At 71.5% G+C, this 16,047-nt stretch carries 21 protein-coding genes; 11 read left to right on the forward strand and 10 right to left on the reverse strand.

Annotation, left to right across the window (positions count from 1 at the left end):
* Nucleotides 1-43: 43 nt before the first annotated feature.
* From ABZO31_RS11585 to ABZO31_RS11600, 4 genes are read left to right on the forward strand one after another with little or no spacing between them, the layout of a single operon-like run.
* Nucleotides 44-298, forward strand: a complete 255-nt coding sequence (locus ABZO31_RS11585) for an acyl carrier protein (protein WP_406861069.1) — start codon at nucleotides 44-46, stop codon at nucleotides 296-298.
* A 3-nt stretch (nucleotides 299-301) separates the two neighbouring features.
* Entirely contained in the window at nucleotides 302-754 is a 453-nt protein-coding gene (locus ABZO31_RS11590; protein ID WP_406861070.1) for an SRPBCC family protein, read from the forward strand.
* Nucleotides 751-1,092, forward strand: a complete 342-nt coding sequence (locus tag ABZO31_RS11595; protein WP_406861071.1) for an antibiotic biosynthesis monooxygenase family protein — start codon at nucleotides 751-753, stop codon at nucleotides 1,090-1,092. The genes ABZO31_RS11590 and ABZO31_RS11595 overlap by 4 nt, the downstream gene beginning before the upstream one ends.
* On the forward strand, nucleotides 1,089-1,523 hold the full coding sequence (locus ABZO31_RS11600) for an SCP2 sterol-binding domain-containing protein (protein ID WP_406861072.1): 435 nt from the start codon (nucleotides 1,089-1,091) through the stop codon (nucleotides 1,521-1,523). Before ABZO31_RS11595 ends, ABZO31_RS11600 begins: the two co-directional genes overlap by 4 nt.
* 72 nt (nucleotides 1,524-1,595) lie before the next feature.
* Here ABZO31_RS11600 and ABZO31_RS11605 read toward each other — a convergent pair whose 3' ends face one another.
* Nucleotides 1,596-2,339: a SchA/CurD-like domain-containing protein gene (locus tag ABZO31_RS11605; protein ID WP_406861073.1), complete on the reverse strand. Its 744-nt coding sequence runs from the start codon at nucleotides 2,337-2,339 to the stop codon at nucleotides 1,596-1,598.
* Nucleotides 2,340-2,374: 35 nt separating this feature from the next.
* Nucleotides 2,375-2,821 carry an anthrone oxygenase family protein gene (locus ABZO31_RS11610; protein ID WP_406861074.1) on the reverse strand — a complete coding sequence of 149 codons (447 nt, stop codon included), beginning with the start codon at nucleotides 2,819-2,821 and terminating at the stop codon, nucleotides 2,375-2,377.
* Nucleotides 2,822-3,060: 239 nt separating this feature from the next.
* On the opposite strand from ABZO31_RS11610, the gene ABZO31_RS11615 reads away from it, so the two are divergent.
* From ABZO31_RS11615 to ABZO31_RS11635, 5 genes are read left to right on the forward strand one after another with little or no spacing between them, the layout of a single operon-like run.
* A complete protein-coding gene (locus ABZO31_RS11615) occupies nucleotides 3,061-3,516 on the forward strand; it encodes an anthrone oxygenase family protein (protein ID WP_406861075.1) in 456 nt (151 codons plus the stop codon).
* A gap of 32 nt (nucleotides 3,517-3,548) precedes the next feature.
* Nucleotides 3,549-4,601, forward strand: a complete 1,053-nt coding sequence (locus ABZO31_RS11620) for a methyltransferase (protein ID WP_406865322.1) — start codon at nucleotides 3,549-3,551, stop codon at nucleotides 4,599-4,601.
* Nucleotides 4,602-4,650: 49 nt separating this feature from the next.
* Entirely contained in the window at nucleotides 4,651-5,400 is a 750-nt protein-coding gene (locus ABZO31_RS11625) for an SDR family NAD(P)-dependent oxidoreductase (RefSeq protein WP_406861076.1), read from the forward strand.
* Nucleotides 5,393-5,719, forward strand: a complete 327-nt coding sequence (locus ABZO31_RS11630) for an antibiotic biosynthesis monooxygenase family protein (protein ID WP_406861077.1) — start codon at nucleotides 5,393-5,395, stop codon at nucleotides 5,717-5,719. The genes ABZO31_RS11625 and ABZO31_RS11630 overlap by 8 nt, the downstream gene beginning before the upstream one ends.
* Complete coding sequence (locus ABZO31_RS11635) at nucleotides 5,716-6,033, forward strand: antibiotic biosynthesis monooxygenase family protein (RefSeq protein WP_406861078.1); 318 nt, start codon at nucleotides 5,716-5,718, stop codon at nucleotides 6,031-6,033. Before ABZO31_RS11630 ends, ABZO31_RS11635 begins: the two co-directional genes overlap by 4 nt.
* A gap of 70 nt (nucleotides 6,034-6,103) precedes the next feature.
* Here ABZO31_RS11635 and ABZO31_RS11640 read toward each other — a convergent pair whose 3' ends face one another.
* The 3 genes from ABZO31_RS11640 to ABZO31_RS11650 form a co-directional block, all read right to left on the reverse strand.
* Entirely contained in the window at nucleotides 6,104-7,120 is a 1,017-nt protein-coding gene (locus tag ABZO31_RS11640; protein WP_406861079.1) for a beta-ketoacyl-ACP synthase 3, read from the reverse strand.
* Between the two features lie 25 nt (nucleotides 7,121-7,145).
* Nucleotides 7,146-8,168 (reverse strand): hypothetical protein, encoded by a 1,023-nt coding sequence (locus tag ABZO31_RS11645; protein WP_406861080.1) that lies wholly within the window; start codon nucleotides 8,166-8,168, stop codon nucleotides 7,146-7,148.
* A 137-nt stretch (nucleotides 8,169-8,305) separates the two neighbouring features.
* Nucleotides 8,306-8,809 carry a MarR family winged helix-turn-helix transcriptional regulator gene (locus tag ABZO31_RS11650; RefSeq protein WP_406861081.1) on the reverse strand — a complete coding sequence of 168 codons (504 nt, stop codon included), beginning with the start codon at nucleotides 8,807-8,809 and terminating at the stop codon, nucleotides 8,306-8,308.
* 107 nt (nucleotides 8,810-8,916) lie between these two features.
* Between ABZO31_RS11650 and ABZO31_RS11655 the strand changes: the two genes are divergently transcribed.
* Entirely contained in the window at nucleotides 8,917-9,315 is a 399-nt protein-coding gene (locus ABZO31_RS11655; RefSeq protein WP_406861082.1) for a DUF6069 family protein, read from the forward strand.
* Between the two features lie 78 nt (nucleotides 9,316-9,393).
* Here ABZO31_RS11655 and ABZO31_RS11660 read toward each other — a convergent pair whose 3' ends face one another.
* From ABZO31_RS11660 to ABZO31_RS11680, 5 genes are read right to left on the reverse strand one after another with little or no spacing between them, the layout of a single operon-like run.
* Complete coding sequence (locus tag ABZO31_RS11660; protein ID WP_406861083.1) at nucleotides 9,394-10,650, reverse strand: ATP-grasp domain-containing protein; 1,257 nt, start codon at nucleotides 10,648-10,650, stop codon at nucleotides 9,394-9,396.
* Complete coding sequence (locus ABZO31_RS11665) at nucleotides 10,640-11,587, reverse strand: EamA family transporter (RefSeq protein WP_406861085.1); 948 nt, start codon at nucleotides 11,585-11,587, stop codon at nucleotides 10,640-10,642. The genes ABZO31_RS11660 and ABZO31_RS11665 overlap by 11 nt, the downstream gene beginning before the upstream one ends.
* 9 nt (nucleotides 11,588-11,596) lie before the next feature.
* On the reverse strand, nucleotides 11,597-12,301 hold the full coding sequence (locus ABZO31_RS11670) for a YggS family pyridoxal phosphate-dependent enzyme (RefSeq protein WP_406861086.1): 705 nt from the start codon (nucleotides 12,299-12,301) through the stop codon (nucleotides 11,597-11,599).
* Nucleotides 12,298-13,293 carry a cysteine synthase family protein gene (locus ABZO31_RS11675; RefSeq protein WP_406861087.1) on the reverse strand — a complete coding sequence of 332 codons (996 nt, stop codon included), beginning with the start codon at nucleotides 13,291-13,293 and terminating at the stop codon, nucleotides 12,298-12,300. The genes ABZO31_RS11670 and ABZO31_RS11675 overlap by 4 nt, the downstream gene beginning before the upstream one ends.
* A gap of 49 nt (nucleotides 13,294-13,342) precedes the next feature.
* Nucleotides 13,343-13,942: a phosphoribosyltransferase family protein gene (locus tag ABZO31_RS11680; protein WP_406861088.1), complete on the reverse strand. Its 600-nt coding sequence runs from the start codon at nucleotides 13,940-13,942 to the stop codon at nucleotides 13,343-13,345.
* A 174-nt stretch (nucleotides 13,943-14,116) separates the two neighbouring features.
* Between ABZO31_RS11680 and asnB the strand changes: the two genes are divergently transcribed.
* Complete coding sequence (gene asnB, locus ABZO31_RS11685; protein ID WP_406861089.1) at nucleotides 14,117-15,991, forward strand: asparagine synthase (glutamine-hydrolyzing); 1,875 nt, start codon at nucleotides 14,117-14,119, stop codon at nucleotides 15,989-15,991.
* Nucleotides 15,992-16,047 lie beyond the last annotated feature (56 nt).

A 16,047-nucleotide genomic window follows, 5' to 3' on the forward strand; every position in this document is an offset into this window, starting at 1 on the left:
ACCACCGCTCGCCCATGCCCCACCACGTCCCCAGGAGGAACAGATGAGCAGCACCACTATGACCTTCGGCGACCTCAAGGAGATCATGAGCCGGTGCACCGGTGAGACCGAGGAGCTGTCCGAGGAGCACCTCGGGGCCGACTTCACCGACATCGGCTACGACTCCCTCGCGGTCCTGGAGATAGCCAGCCAGGTCCAGCGCGAGTACGGCCTGCAGATCCCCGACGAGGCCATCGAGGAGATGAACTCGCCGCAGGACGTCATCGACTACGTCAACACCAGCCTCGCGGCGGCCTGACCCATGGCCGCCACCGACAACAGCATCGTCGTCGACGCGCCGATGGACCTGGTGTGGGACATGACGAACGACGTCGCGTCCTGGCCGCAGCTGTTCTCCGAGTACGCGGCCGCGGAGATCCTGGAGCGCGACGGGGCCACCCTGCGCTTCCGGCTCACCCTGCACCCGGACGAGAACGGCCAGGTGTGGAGCTGGGTCTCGGAGCGCACCCCGGACCCGGAGACGCGGACCGTGCGCGCCCGGCGGATCGAGACGGGTCCGTTCGAGTTCATGGACCTGTACTGGACGTACGAGCAGACCGAGGCCGGCGTGGAGATGCGCTGGCGGCAGGAGTTCAAGGTCCGCGAGGGTCTGCCGTTCGGCGACGCGGAGATGGCGGAGCGCCTGAACACCAACACCCGCCGGGAGATGGCCCGGATCAAGGGTCTGGTGGAGCAGGCGGCGGTGCGCGCGTGACCCGGCCCGCGCCGGGACTGCGCGTCCTGCTCCGGATCCAGGTCAGGCCCGGCCACGAGGCGGAGTTCGAGGAGCTGTGGCTCGCCCACTCCCGTACCGTCCGCACCTTCCCCGACAACCACGGCCAGCAGCTGCTGCGGCAGAGCGGGGAGGGCGCCGGCTACACGGTGCTGACGGACTGGACGGACGAGCCCACGTTCCGGGCGTTCGAGCAGAGCCCCGAGCAGCAGGCGTATCTGCAGCGGCTGTGGCCGATGCGCGCGGGCGGCGAGATGCATCTGCTCGAACCGCTGCATGTATGTCCCCAAGAGCCGAATGCGCAGGAGGAGAACCCGTGAGTGTGCAGCAGGAACAGGTGACGGAGCTGATCGAGCTCGTCGAGACGGTGCCGTCGAAGCAGCTGGAGGCGGCCGTCGCCGAGCGGGACGGCGGTCTGGACGCGGCGCTGACGCTGATCTTCGAGCTCCTCGTCTCGGAGTTCAACCCGAAGAAGGCGGAGGGCCAGAAGGGCGTCTTCCAGTTCGACATCGCCTCCTCGGAGGGGCAGAAGCTCCACTACGTGGCGGTCGAGGCCGGCGACTGCCGCACCGACAAGGGGCAGCACGACGCCCCGGACATCACCATCGGCATCAAGTTCCCCGACATGCTGGCGATGGGCGTGGGCAAGCTGCCCGGCGCGAAGGCGTTCCTGACCGGCAAGCTGAAGCTGCGCGGCAGCCCGCTGATGGGCACCAAGCTCGGCGAGTGGTTCGACCACCCCGAGGTGTGACGCGGTACGGAACCGCCGCCGGGCCCTGGAGGGTCCGGCGGCGGTTTCGTGCGTACGGCGGGTGGTGTGCGCTCAGTAGTCGACGCCCAGGACGGACATGTGGGCGATCGACAGCATCGCCTGCTCGTGCACCAGGGCCAGGTACGCGTCCGGGTGGTCCGGGCGCGTGGTGTCGTCCAGGTACGGCTCCAGCCAGGCGTCGGCGTCCTGCCCGAAGCAGCGGTCGGTGAGGTAGCCGACGACGTCGTACGGGTGGCCGTCGTACTGGACGACCCGCACGAGGGTGTCCTCGTGCAGGAACAGCGCCGTGCGGACGATCGTCGGGTGGTCCTCGGACAGCAGCAGCGAGGCCCTGCGGTTGACGGTGCCGCGCTCCCGGGCCAGCGCGGCGCCCGCGCCCCTGCGGAGCTGGTGGCGCAGGGCGACCGTGCCCGCCGCGGGCCGCTCGTCGGGGCTGTGCTGTTCGAGGGCGGTCATCAGGCTCCGGTGGAAGTGCTGCCGGAAGCCCTCGGGGGTCTCGGTGTCGCGGGGTTCGACGAGGAACGGCAGGATCGCCCGCTCGGCCTCGTGGACCCCGTTCTGCACCGACATGTGCCGGGCGACCCGGGCCGCGCTGACCCCGTCGTGGTGGATGACCCGGATGACCGTGTCGCCCTGCACGAACAGGCCGGTGCCGAGCAGCATGCCGACGGTGCCGCCCGCGTCGTCCTTGATGACGGGCGAGTCGACCCGGGTGAAGTTGTGCGGCGAGAACACCTCCATCAGTTCGTCCTCGCATCCGGGCCGGACGCGGTAGGTGATGGCGTCGAGTGGCATGGCGGTGGTTCCTCCTTCTGGGAGCTTGCGCGGGTTCAGGGGGTGGCGAGCACCGCGACGGTGACGGCCGTCAGGGCGAGCGCGGCAAGAGCCGTACGCAGCCGGTGCCAGGCGCGCCAGAGCGGCCGCGGGTCCTTCCACGGGCCGTTCTCGGCGAGCCCGCTCAGGGAGCGGTTGATCGGCACGTTGCCGAGGTGCGACACGGCCTGCACGCCGATGAGCAGTACGGAAGCCGCGGGGAACAGCACGTCGCCGGGCGAGGGCGCGAGCCAGCCGAGCACGAAGCCGCTGACGGTCACGACGTTGACCAGGACCGGCATCAGCGGGTGGTAGCCCTTGCCCAGCAGGGCGTGGGCGCGAAGGTACTCGGCGCGTCCCATGGCCGACATGGCGGGACCCACGCTGACCAGGACGGCCACGAAGATCCCCGTGACGGTCCCCGTCCCGATCAGCACGACCCCGCTCAGCACTTCCTCAAGCATCACGACTCCCGGTCCACGGTCGGGTCCCCGGCGGGGTCCACGGTTGATGTCCCGGCCACCCTGCTGCCATCTGCTCGATTCGCTGTGGAGGGGTGCTCGACGCCCGGGTGCATCCGGCCTGATCAGGCGCGATCGAGCCGTCTTCGAGGCCGTTTCGACCTCCGGATCCGAGAGTCGTCGCAGTGGTCCCGCCGCACGGCGCGGCGGCAGCTTCGGAAGGGTGATGCGTGGTGGACCCGATGCGGATACTGATGCCCGCGGCGCTGTTGGCCGGTGGTCTCGCGGCCGGCGGTCTCGCGATCTCGGTGCTCGCGGCGCCCCTGTTCAACACGCTGCCGACGGGGATGTACGTCCCGGTGCACAAGGGGCTTGTCACCCGCTTCGACCCGTTCATGCCGATCTCGCTGCTGAGCTGTCTGCTGTGCGACCTCGCCCTGGTGGCGACCGCCCCGCTGACGGCGGTGCGGGTGCTCGCGGCGCTCGGCGCGCTGCTGCTGGCCTGCGCGATGACGGTGTCGCTGACGAAGAACGTCCCGATCAACCGCTGGCTGTCGACGCTCGACCCGCAGGCGCTGCCGGCGGACTTCGACCGGCGGGACCCGCGCGAGCGCTGGATCCGCTGGAACCGGGTGCGGGGCGCGCTGGCCGTCGCCGCGCTGCTCGCGAACGTCGGCGCGACCGCCGTACTCATCTGACTTCCACGAGCCTAGGAGAAGGTGTGGACACCATGACCGGTGTGGTCGGCCCGGCGATGACCGCCGCGCTGCCGCCGCATGTACGGCTGCTGCTGCTGACCGACGGCAAACGGATATCCCGGGTGCTGCACGTGGTCGCCGAGCTGGGCGTCGCCGACGAGCTGGCCGGCGGCCCGCTGACCGTCGCGGAGCTGGCGGAGCGGACCGACGCGCACGCGGACTCGCTCGGCCGGGTGCTGCGGGTCGCCGCCGCGTTCGGGGTGTTCACCGAGGAGGCCGACGGCCGCTACGCGCTCAACGAGGTGGGTTCCTGCCTGCGTTCGGGCCTGCCGGGCGGCCAGCGGGACATGGTGCTCTACAACGGCGACGAGATGCTGTGGCGCTCGTACGGGCAGCTGATGCACACGGTGAGGACCGGGGAGCCGGCGTTCGAGGCCGCGTACGGGCACACCTTCTTCGAGCACCTGGAGCAGGACCCGCGGGCGGGCGCCCTGTTCGACCGGGCGATGACCGGGATGAGCCGGGCGACCGCGCGGATGCTGCTGGACGGCTACGAGTTCGGGCAGTACGGCCGGATCGCCGACGTCGGCGGCGGGCGGGGCCTGTTCCTGGCCGAGCTGCTGGCCCGGCACCCGGAGGCGCGGGGCACGCTGGTGGACCGCCCGTCGGTGGTGGCCGAGGCGGACAAGAGCTTCGAGGAGGCCGGGGTTGCGGACCGGGTGGACGTGGTCCCGGGCGACTTCTTCGAGGAGCTGCCGACGGGTGCGGACGCGTACGTGCTCAAGGCCGTGCTGCACGACTGGGACGACGACAGGGCCGCCGCGATCCTCGGCCGGGTCCGCGAGGCCCTCGCCGGGAACCCCGAAGGCCGCCTGCTGATCTGCGAGTTCCTCGTCGGCCCGGCCAACGAGTGGGACCGGGGCAAGCTCCTGGACCTGGACATGCTGGTCCGCTTCGGCGGACGCGAGCGCTCCGAGCAGCAGTGGCGCGCGCTGCTCGCGACCGCGGGCTTCGAGCTCGTCAACGAACCGGCCGCCGGACGCTGGGCGGTCCTGGAGTGCCGCCCGGTGCCGGCGGCCCGCTGAGCACCTGCTGATCCCTGCCGAGTACCGAACCCGTACGGAGGAAGACGACATGGAACTTCGACTGGTGGGCAAGAACGCGCTGGTCACCGGCGGCAGCCGGGGCATCGGACGGGCCACCGTGCTGGCCCTGGCGAAGGCCGGCGCCACGGTGGTGACCTGCTACCGGACGGAGGGCGAGGCGGTCGACAGCCTGGCCCGCGAGCTGAAGGAGATCGGCGGCGACCACGCCCTCGTGCGCGCCGACGTCGGCACGGCCGAGGGTGTCGAGACGGTGCTCGCCGCCTGCCGGGAGCGCTTCGAGACGCTGGACGTGCTGGTCAACAACGCCGGTGTCATCAGCCAGATCCCGTTCGCCCAGCTGCCGTTCGAGGAGTGGGAGCGGGTCGTCACCACCAACCTCACCGGCCCGTTCATGGTGATCAGCAAGGCGCTGCCGCTGCTCCGCGAGGGCTCCTCGGTGATCAACATCGGCTCCCGCGGCGCGATGGCGGGCATCCCGCTGCGCGGCCACTACACCGCCTCCAAGGCCGGTCTGGTGGGCCTGACCCGCTCGCTGTGCAAGGAGCTCGGCGGCAAGGGCATCCGCTTCAACGTGGTCGCCCCGGGCGTCATCGACACCTCGGACCCGGACGAGCTGACCGACGAGCAGCGGGCCGCGTACAACGAACGCTATCTGCGGATGATGGCGCTGGGCCGCTTCGGGCGCCCGGAGGAGATCGCCGGCGCGGTGCTGTTCCTGGCGAGCGACCTGTCCACGTACGTCAACGGCGAGACGCTGCACGTCGACGGGGGTGTCTGAGTTGGCCGCTACGACGGGTGGGTTCCGGGTGCTGCTGACCGTCCAGGTCGTGCCGGGCAGGGAGGCCGACTTCGAGCGGGTGTGGACGGAGGGCAGCAAGGAGGTCACGGCGCAGCCGGCGAACCTCGGGCACACCCTGGCGCGCAGCGCGAAGCCGGGCGAGGAGTCGGTGTACTTCGTGGTGAGCGACTGGACGGACCAGGAGTCCTTCCTGGCCTTCGAGCGCAGCCCCGAGCACGTCGCGCACCGCGAGAAGCTGCACCCGTACCGGACGGGCGGCTCGCTGGCGATGATGCGGCTGGTCGAGGTCGCCGGATGAGCGGCGCCCCGGGCCGGGTCCGGATCATGCTGCACCTGCGGCCGGCGCCCGGCGAGGCGGGCGCGGTCGAGAAGGCGTACCACCGGATCAGCGAGGACCTGGCGGGCACGCCGGGTCTGCTCGGCAACGAGCTGCTGCGCGAGCTGACGGACGACGGCGCGTACGCGGTGCTGAGCGAGTGGGAGAGCATGGCCGCCTTCCGGGAGTGGGAGGCGGGTTCGGCCCACCGCGGGACCACGTCCCCGCTGCGGCCGTACCAGGACACCGAACGGCCCAGCCCGTTCGCTCTGTTCGAGGTGCGGGCGGCGTACTGAGATCCCTGTCGTGCGCGGAAGGGCGCCCGGACCGACGGTCCGGGCGCCCTTCTGTGCGCGTGGGGGCGGGTCAGGGCAGGCGGACGACCTGTCCCGCGTACACGAGCCCGGCGCCGAAGCCGATGAGCAGGGCGAGATCGCCACTGGCGGCCTTGCCGGAGGCGAGGAGTTCGTCCATGGCGAGCGGGATGGAGGCGGCGGAGCTGTTGCCGCTGGTGACGATGTCGCGGGCGACCGCGGTGCGGGCGGTCAGGCCGAGCTGGTCGACGACGACGTCGGTGATGAGCATGTTCGCCTGGTGCGGGACGAACGCGTCGAGCTGGTCGACGGTGACGCCGGCCGCGTCCAGCATGCGCCGGGCGGCGGGGACGAGTTCGTTGGTGGCCCAGCGGTAGACCTTCCAGCCGGCCATGGTGATCGCGGGCCGGTCGTCGGGCCGCTCCCCCGTGCCGTCGTGCCAGGGGGCGGTCATCTTCAGGGCCGCGTTGCGCGAGCCGTCGGCCTGCCAGACGACCGGGCCGATGCCGGCCTCCTCGGAGGGGCCGACGACGACGGCGCCCGCGCCGTCGGCGAAGAGGAACGCGGTGTCGCGGTCGGCGTGGTCGAGGATGTCGGTCATCCGCTCGGCGCCGATGACGAGCACGTACTCGGAACGCCCGAGCCGGACCAGGTCGTTGGCGAGGGCGATGGCGTGGCAGAAGCCGGCGCAGGCGGCCGAGATGTCGAAGGCGGCCGCCTGCGGGGCGCCCAGCCGGTGTGCGACCTCGACGGCCACGGCGGGCATCTGCTCCATGGAGGTGATGGTCGCGACGATGACGGTGCCGAGCTGGTCGGCGCCGATACCGGCGGCGGCGAGCGCCTTCTCGGCGGCCGTGGTCGCCATGGTCGGCAGGGTCTCCTCGGCGGAGGCGTAGCGCCGGGAGCGGATGCCGGAGCGGCTCTCGATCCAGGCCGGGTCGAGGCCGGTGCGCTCGGCGATCTCGGTGTTGGGCACGGACCGCTCGGGGCGGTACACGCCGAGGCCCAGGAGGCGGCTGTGCCGCAGGTCCTGGGTGTCCCGGATGACGGGGGCGGTGGTCGTGGTCATGGTGGCCGGTCGTCCTTTCGGCAGGTCAGCGAGAGGCGGTACGGGCGGCGGGGGCGTGGCCGGTGCGGCGGCCGCGGCGGGTGGGTCCCCAGGGCTTGTACGTGGAGACGGCCGTCATGAAGACGAGCGTGAGCACGGCGAGGGCGGCGGCGCCGGCCATGGTCCAGCCGACGGTGTCGAGTTCACCGCCGCGTACCGGCGCGCCGGCGTCGACGAGTTCGTTGGCCTCGAGGATCAGCTGGTGGATGACGGAGAAGCCGAGCAGCATCACGCCCATGGTCGTGAAGAACTTCACGGCGACCCAACGCCGCTGCAGCAGCCCCCACTTGGTGCCGGCCCCGACGACGACCCCGGTGATGAGCGCGAACATGCTGGTCATCCCGAGGAAGATCTCGTCGAGCATGGACATGGTCCGGTACATGGCGGCCTGCGTCTCGCCGTCACTGGTGGTGGCCCCGGCGATGGCCATCGCGAGCATCCCGGTGATGAGGCCGAGCCACCCCACGGAGATGGCGACATGACAGGTCAGCATGAGCTTCCGCAGACGCTGCGAGATGACCCGGCTGGGACCGCGGACATCGGCGATCCAGGCGTTGACGGACGGCAGGAAGAGGAAGACGAGCCCGGCGACGGAGGTGACGAAGCTGACGACGGCAAGGGTCGCCTGCAGCGCGCCGACGATGGGCCGCCCACCGACCCCGGCGAGCCCGAGCCCGGTGAAGAGCAGCCCGAGGGCGGTGAAGACGGTCAGCAGCACACGCCCCCACTGCCGCCCGGCCCGCAGCATCTCGGCGAAGAAGCCGAAGAGGGCGCAGAAGGCGATGGTCAGCACCAGGTCGCCGGTGGTCGCGGCGCCGGCGACGCCGGTCTCGACCTGGTGGGCGATCTCGAAGACATTGCTGGCGATGGCGGCGAGCGTGGCCACGATCACCATGGCGTAGGCCCAGCCGACGGCAGGGGGCCGGACGGCTGGGGAATCCGGGGCACTCGTGGGGCGGGGACGGCCCGGGGCGGTGGGCCTCTCCACCCGATCGTCAGTGGTACTCACCGTTTCGCGCCTCCTTCAAGACAGGCGCGGGCGCCCCACGGCTGCGGGGGCTGTGATGCGCCGTCGGTTGCGGGGTAGTGGCGCGATCAGCGTTGCCGGGGCGACTCGAAGCCGCCTCGAAGTCCGGTGGACGGGGGTCAGCGGCGCCCGGCGTCGTCGAGGGAGTGGACGAACTTGGTGAGCAGCCGGGCGAAGTCCGCCTGGTCCTGGGGTTCCCAGTCGCCGAGGACCACGGAGTAGAACCCCTGCCGGGTGCGGTGGGCGGCGGTGACGGCCTCCCGCCCGAGCTCGGTCAGCTCCAGGCAGCTGCGCCGCCCGTCCTCCTGGGAGGCGGCGCGGCGGACGAAGCCGGAGCGGACGGCCTCGGCGACGATCCGGCTGGCGCGGGAGGGGTCTATGGCGAGCCGGTCGGCGACGAAGCCGACGGTGACGTCCCGTCCACCCTCGCCGGCGCCCTCGTCGACGGCGTCGACGACGGCCAGCGTGTTGAGGTCCACGGGCTCGGTGAGCCCCATGACGACGGGCCGCGCGAGGCTGCGCCGGGACTGCCGACGCCGGATCCGGATCATCGCCGACTCGACGGCGTCGAGCACGGTGGGGTCGACAACGGCTTCGTTCTGGAGGGCATCCGGGGTGCTCACGACTTCCAGGTTACCGGCATGTGACTGGACGAGACATTCTTTGACGTGAGAACATCATGTGCGGAAGTCACACATATAAATCCAGCACTCATTCGGGGAGGCCCGACATGACCACCCGCACCCGAGCCCTTGCCGTCGTCGCCGCGGTCGTGATCGACGGCCTGATCTGGCTGCTCGCCACCACCGTGCTCGACATCGACCTGCGGATCCCGGACGGCCCGGGCTCCACCACCACCAGCGAGCTCTACCTCCCGGCCGTCCTCATCGGCTCGGCGGTGATCGCCCTCCTGGGCTGGGCGCTGCTGGCCCTCCTGGAGAAGTTCGCGGCGAGCCGTGCCAAGACGATCTGGACGATCACCGCGGCGGCGATCCTCGTACTCTCCCTCTTCGCCCCGCTGTTCGGCGCCGGCCTCACGGCCGGCAACCGCGCCACCCTCGTCCTCCTCCACCTGACGGTCGGCGCCGTCCTGCTCCCGGCCTTCCGCAAGACCCCGGCGACCGCCTGACCACGCGACGGAAACGGCGGCCCGCTCCCCACCGACGGGTGGGGAGCGGGCCGCCGGTCGTCGCGGGGCGGCTCGCGCTCACTCCACCTCGTACAGGTCCTCCAGCTCCATGGCCCGCAGCGCCTCGTAGTCGCGCTTGATCTGTTCCGCGTCGTCGTGGACGAGGTAGCAGACGCCCGGGGACGTGGCCGAGTCGACGGTCGGGGTGATGAGGTCGCCCGTGTCCACGCCGAGGCTGAGGGCCGCGAAGGAGTCCAGGGCGCGGATCCGGTCGAACGGCGCCACGGAGGTCAGGCGGCCGGCGGCCGGGGAGATCAGGGAGACGTAGCGGAGGTTCGTGTGGAGGGTGGGGGCTTCGTCGTCCATGCGGGCCGCGAACGCCTCCGGGGCGGCGATGGCCTCCGCCGTCAGGTCCACGTGGTTCGTGCCGAAGACCCGGTCGACGACCTCCGGGATGATCGAGCCCGCGAGCCGCGCGCCGCTCTCGATCAGGGTGGGGCCCTGGTCGGTCAGCATGATCTCAGAGTGGGCGGGGCCCTGGCGCACCCCGAGGGCGTCCAGGACCGACAGCAGGTACGGGCGGATCCGGACGACCGCCGGGTCGTCCGGGGCCAGGGGCTCCTCGTAGTCGTAGATGGCCGAGCCGTTGCGGCCGGGGCGCTTGTGGTAGCGCCAGACCTCGGCGACGTGGTGCCGGCCGGCGACGCTGACGGTGTTCGCGAAGTACTCGGTGCCCGCCAGGAACTCCTGGAGGACGACCGTCCGGTTGGCGAAGCCCATCAGGTTGCGGGAGCGCAGGATGCGGTCGAAGGCGGTGCACAGTTCGACGGTGTCCGCGCAGAAGTAGACGTTGTCCGTGCCCGCGCTGTCGGCGGGCTTGACCACCAGCGGCCAGCGGTCGTACGCCTTCGCCCAGGACAGGGCCGTGTCGAAGTGCTCCGTGCGCAGCGTGTCCGGGGCGCGCAGGCCGTGGGCGCGGACGGCCGCCGCCATCTCGTACTTGTCGCGCCGCGGCCGGCGGGCGTCGAAGGCGTTGCCGGGCAGCCCGAGGCGGGCGGTGAGCGCGTCGGCGAGGTCCACGCCGGTCTCCGTGCCCGCGACGACGAACGCCGGTTGCCTGGATCGCAGTTCGCCGACCAGGGCGTCGAGGTCCAAGCCGTCCCGGCCGGTCTCGTCGTGCACGAGCCGGTCGTCCGCCGCGAACGACTCCGCCGGGAAGCTCTTCAGGAAGAAGTCCGGCATCCCGGGGGAGCTCTGCACATGGGTGCAGCGCACGCCGTGCCGGCGCAGCGCCTCCGGCAGGTACCTCCCCGTCGAATACGCGTCAATGATCACGCACTGCATGGACGATGTCCTCATTCTCTGCCGTGGGCGGTGGCGCCGGCCGCTGCGCGGAACGCCGCGCGAGGAGGCCCACGCCGATGAACAGGGTGATGACCGCGATGCCGACGGCCGAGATCGTCGAGAACTCCAGCCGGGTGTCGAAGAGTTGCAGGAGCAGGGTGAGGACCGGCGCCAGCGAGATCACCATGGAGGCGGTCATGGGAGGCACCCGGCGGACGCCCACCTGGACGAGATAGGCGGGGACCGACACACCGATGACGGCGACCACCACACCCGGTACGACGGCCTCGCCCAGCGCCTGGAAGCCGGCGAACCCGGCCATCACCCAGCCGCCGACCGCCACCAGACCGAAGCGCAGGCCCATGACGGTCGGCACGTCGACGCCCGCCGCCCCGAGCCGGGCGGAGAACACCACGTTCGCCGAGGTCGCCGCCCCGGACACGACCGCGGCGAAGACGCCCAGGGACATGGCCGTCAGGTCGCGGGCGCCGACGCCGCTCTCGCCCGTCAGGGAGGCCCAGACGAGCAGGACCAGGGTGGCGAGGATGCCGACGGCGGAGACGAACTCGCCGGGCAGCACCTTGTCCCGGCGCCACCACAGCATCTGCATGACGACGGTGAAGGCGGGGCCGATGGCGATCGAGACGACGTTGGCGACCGCCGGCTCCATCAGCTTCAGCGCGTACAGCAGGCTGAGCCAGGACAGAGCGGTGGTCACGTTGACCACCAGCAGGTCCCGGGCGTGCGCGCGCGCCACGGCGACGAGCGGCTTCCACCGCATCCGTACGACGGCGGCGGTGCAGAACACCACGCCCGTCAGGGTGAACGCGACGGCGGCCACGGCGCCCGGATCCACCTGCTGGAGCCGGGCGCCCGCGAAGACGTCGACGAGCGCCGAGAGCAGACTGAAGGCGAAGAGCGGTACCACGGTGGTCCTTTACGGAAGTTCGGTTGCCGGGGCCGCCCCGGCGGGCCCGGCCGGCCGTGCGCCGAAGACGGCGGAGCCGACGCGGACCAGAGTGGATCCCTCGGCGACCGCCGTCTCGAAGTCGCCGCTCATGCCCATGCTCAGCCCGGGCAGTCCCGTGTCGGCCGCCAGCGACCGCAGGAGGCGGAAGTGCGGCGCCGGATCTCCCGCCGCCGGCGGGATGCACATGAGCCCCGCCACCGGCAGGTCCAGCGTCTCCCGGCACTCCTTGACGAAGGCCGCCACCTCGCCGACGGCGATCCCGCCCTTCTGCCCCTCGGCACCGGTGTTGACCTGAACGTAGCACCGCGGCCGCCGGCCCTCTCGGTCCATGGCCCGGGCGAGGGCGGTCGCGACCTTGGGCCGGTCGACGCTCTGGACGACGTCGAAGACGCGGACCGCGTCGGCCGCCTTGTTGCTCTGCAGCGAGCCGATCAGGTGGAGCTCCACGTGCGGGTACCGCTCGCGCAGGGCCGGCCACTTCGTCTGCGCCTCCTGCACCCGGTTCTCGGCGAACCGGAGGTGGCCCGTGCGCAGGGCGGGCAGGACGGCGTCCGCGCCGTGGAACTTGCTGACCGCGACGAGCGCGGCGGCGTCCTCGGGGCGTCCCGCCCGCGCGCAGGCGGCCCGGAGCCGCGCCGCGACGCCGGCGAGTCGTACGCCCGCGTCGCTCACGCCCCGGCCTCCGCGGCCTTCCCGGCCTCCGGACCCGCGTCGCCCGTCTCGTACTCCCCGTACTTCCCGTCCCAGATGCTGAAGTACTTCCAGGCCGAGTCGAACAGCACGGTCACCACGACCTGCTCCGGCGGGAGCCGGCGCGCGAGGCGCCGTGCGGCGAAGACGTTGCCGCCGGCGGTGGGGCCGACGAACAGACCCTCGTCCGAGATCAGCCCCTTCATGGTGGCCCAGCCGTCGTCGCCGGTGATGAGTTCCACCTCGTCGACGAGTTCCTCCCGCAGGTTCGCGGGCATCTTGCCGGGACCGAGCCCCATCAGATTGTGCGCCTGATGCTCGAATTCCAGGCCGTTTCGCTTCGCGTAGAGCGCGGCGGACCGGTCGACTTCCACCGCGGTCGTCACCACGTCCGGGAAAGCGTCCTTCAGGACGTCGGCGATTCCGGTGAAAGTACCGCCCGTACCGATGGAACAGATGAAATGGTCGGGAGTGATTCCCTTCTCCCGCAGCGAGGCCACGATCTCCTCGCCGCACAGCCGCCAGGAACGCCAGTTCAGCTCGTTGGTCGACTGGTCGAGGAAGTAACTGCCGGGATTCTCCTCGACATAGCGCCGGGCGGTGTCCTCGCTCTCCAGGAGGAATCCGTCGCCCGCGGTCTCCAGGATGGTGCCGCCGAGCGCCTCGATCTGCTTCTTGCGCTCCTCGGTCATGCCCGTGGGCATGATGATGACGACCTTGTAACCGCGCTCGGCGCCGACCCGGGACAGCGCGGCGCCGCCGTTGCCCGTCGAGCACTCGACCAGGGTCATCCCCGGCTTCACGGCGCCCTCGGCCTCCAACTCGTCGATCATGAACGAGAAGACCCGGTCCTTGTGGCTGCCGGTGGGGTTCTTGAACTCGCACTTGGCGAAGATCCGGGCCGCGCCCGGCTCCGCGGTGTGGGTGAGTTCGTACAGCTCGGTGGGCTTGAGCCCGCCGTTCGCGCTCGACACGTTCAGGATCTCCTTCGGTGGGGGTGGTCCGGCGGCACGGGGCGGGCGGTCAGCTCATCACGCGCGCCTTCTGCGTCTCGCCGTCCACGGCGATCCTGATCAGGGTCCTGACCTCGATGCCGAACCGCTCGGCGACCTTCTCCCGCCCGCCGTTCTCCGGCTTCTCCACCGCGACGAGCACCTCCGAGACGGTGGCGCCCGCGGCCTGCACGGCCTCGATGAGCGCGATGAGCGTGCCCCCGGTGCTGATCGTGTCGTCCACGATGGTCACGCGGTCCCCGGGCTCGATCCCGTTCACGTACAGATTCCCGGCGAAGTACTCGCTGTCGATCGGTACGGCGATGGACTGGCCGCCGAGGTCGTAGGTGTACCAACGGGCCACCGCCAGCGGGAGTTTCACCGCGAGCGCGACGACACCGCCGAGAATCGCTCCCTTGTCCTCCTCGACGAGGATCTTGTCGGAGTCGAACGTGCCGAGCGCCACGAGGCGTTCGGCGGCCTCCTGGAGAACGGTGGGGCGCAGCGCGGGCGACTGGTCGGTGAACTCGTTCACGGTCGTCCGGTGCCGCCCCGACTGAATGGTCGGAGCCCCCTCATAAACCTGTTCAAGCAGCACTGCTTCCCCCTGCGGTCCTTCAGTGAGCAGCATATGTATGCCAATTGGCGAGAATCTGCTTATTCGATTCTTGACCCGGGTCGAGGAGCGGTCAACGAGCCGGCCCGCTCAATGTCAAGTCCCGCTTCCAGCGCCTCTCCACACGGCTTCGAGCGTGTCCCGGGATCTTTGCGGCAGGGCAACCGACAGCCACGAAAGGAGAACCGCATGTGCGGCATCGCAGGCTGGGTCCGCCGCGAGGGCGGGCCGGTCACGGACGACCCCGGGCTCGCGGAGGGGATGGCGGGGACCATGGCCTGCCGCGGGCCGGACGGGCGGGGCGTGTGGGCGGACCCGTACGCCACGCTGATCCACACCCGGCTCGCCGTGATCGACGTGGCCGGCGGCGCGCAGCCCATGTCCGACGCCGACGCGTCGCAGGCCCGCCCCGCCGCGGTCCTCACGTACAACGGCGAGGTCTACAACTTCCCGCAGCTGCGGGCCGAACTGGCCGGTCTCGGCCACCGGTTCCGCACCCGCAGCGACACCGAGGTGGTGCTGCACGCCTATCTGGAGTGGGGCGAGCGGTGCGTGGAGCGCCTGGAGGGCATGTTCGCCTTCGCCGTGTGGGACCCGCGCCGGCGGAGCCTGTTCCTCGCCCGGGACCGGTTCGGCATCAAGCCCCTGTACTACGCGCCCACCGCCCACGGCCTGGTCTTCGGCTCCGAGCCCAAGACGCTGCTGGCCCATCCGGCGGTGCGGCCGGCCGTGGACCTCGACGGGCTGCGGGTGCTGTTCTCGATGGCCCGCGCCCCGGGCGAGAGCGTGTACCGCGACATCCGCGACCTGCCGCCCGGCCACACCCTGACGTACGGCGCGGACGGCGGGATGTCCCTGCGCCGGTACTTCCGGCTGGAGGCGCGGCCGCACGAGGACTCCCTGGAGGAGACGGTCACGGCCGTGCGCGAGCTGCTGGAGGCCAGCGTCGCCCGCGAGCTGGTCTCCGACGTGCCGCTGAGCGTGCTGCTCTCCGGCGGTCTGGACTCCAGCGCCGTCGCCGCGCTCGCCGCCCGCGCCCGCCGCGGCTCCGGCGGCGAGCGGATCCGCACCACCACCGTCACGTACAGCGGGTACAGCGACGACTTCAAGGCCGACCTGGTGCGCAGCGCCCCCGACGCCCCCTACGCACGGGCGGTCGCCGAGCACATCGGCGCGGACCATCTGGAGATCGAGCTGACCACCGCCGACCTCATCGACCCGGCGGCCCGGCGCGGGGTGCTGCGCGCGCAGGACGTGCCCGCGCCGTTCGGCGACATGGACACCTCCACGTACCGGGCGTTCGCCGGGGTGAGCCGGCACTCGAAGGTGGCGCTGACCGGGGAGAGCGCCGACGAGATCTTCGGCGGCTACAGCTGGGTGCACATCCCGGACCTGGCCGACGAGGCGCAGTTCCCGTGGGTGGCCTTCGAGCAGTGGCACCCGGGGACCCGCGACGGGCTGGGCCAGGGGCTGCTGTCGCCCGCCTTCGCCGCCCGTCTCGACATGCCCGCGTACTACGCGGAGCGGTACTCCCAGGCCATGGCGGACATCCCGCGGCTGCCCGGCGAGTCCCCGGAGGCCCGCCGTGCGCGGGAGATCTGCCACCTGCACCTGACGCACTGGCTGCCCCGGCTCCTGGAGCGCAACGACCGGCTCAGCATGATCTCCGGCCTGGAGGTCCGGGTGCCGTTCTGCGACCACCGTCTCGTCCAGTACGCCTACGACATCCCGTGGGAGCTGAAGACCTTCGACGGCCGGGAGAAGAGCCTGCTGCGGGCGGCGGTGGCGGACCTGCTGCCCGAGCAGGTCCTGGAGCGGCCGAAGGCGCCGTTCCCGGTGAGCCAGGACGCCACGTACACCAAGGCCCTGCACGCCGAGTTCGCCGAGGTGCTCGCCGACCCGGCCTCCCCGGTGCGGCCGCTGCTCGACCTGGACAAGGCCCGCGCGGTCACCGGCCCGGAGGGCGAGGCACACGCGCAGGACTGGCTGCACCGGATGAACATCGAGATGGCGCTGCAGGTCAACACCTGGCTCCTGGAGCACGGGGACAGCGTGGACCTGTGAGCGGTACGCGTGGTAGGGGCGCCCCGGACCGGGGTGCCCCCACCACGCGCGGTCGT

Source organism: Streptomyces solicamelliae, from assembly GCF_045348655.1.
Classification (GTDB): Bacteria; Actinomycetota; Actinomycetes; order Streptomycetales; family Streptomycetaceae; genus Streptomyces; species Streptomyces solicamelliae.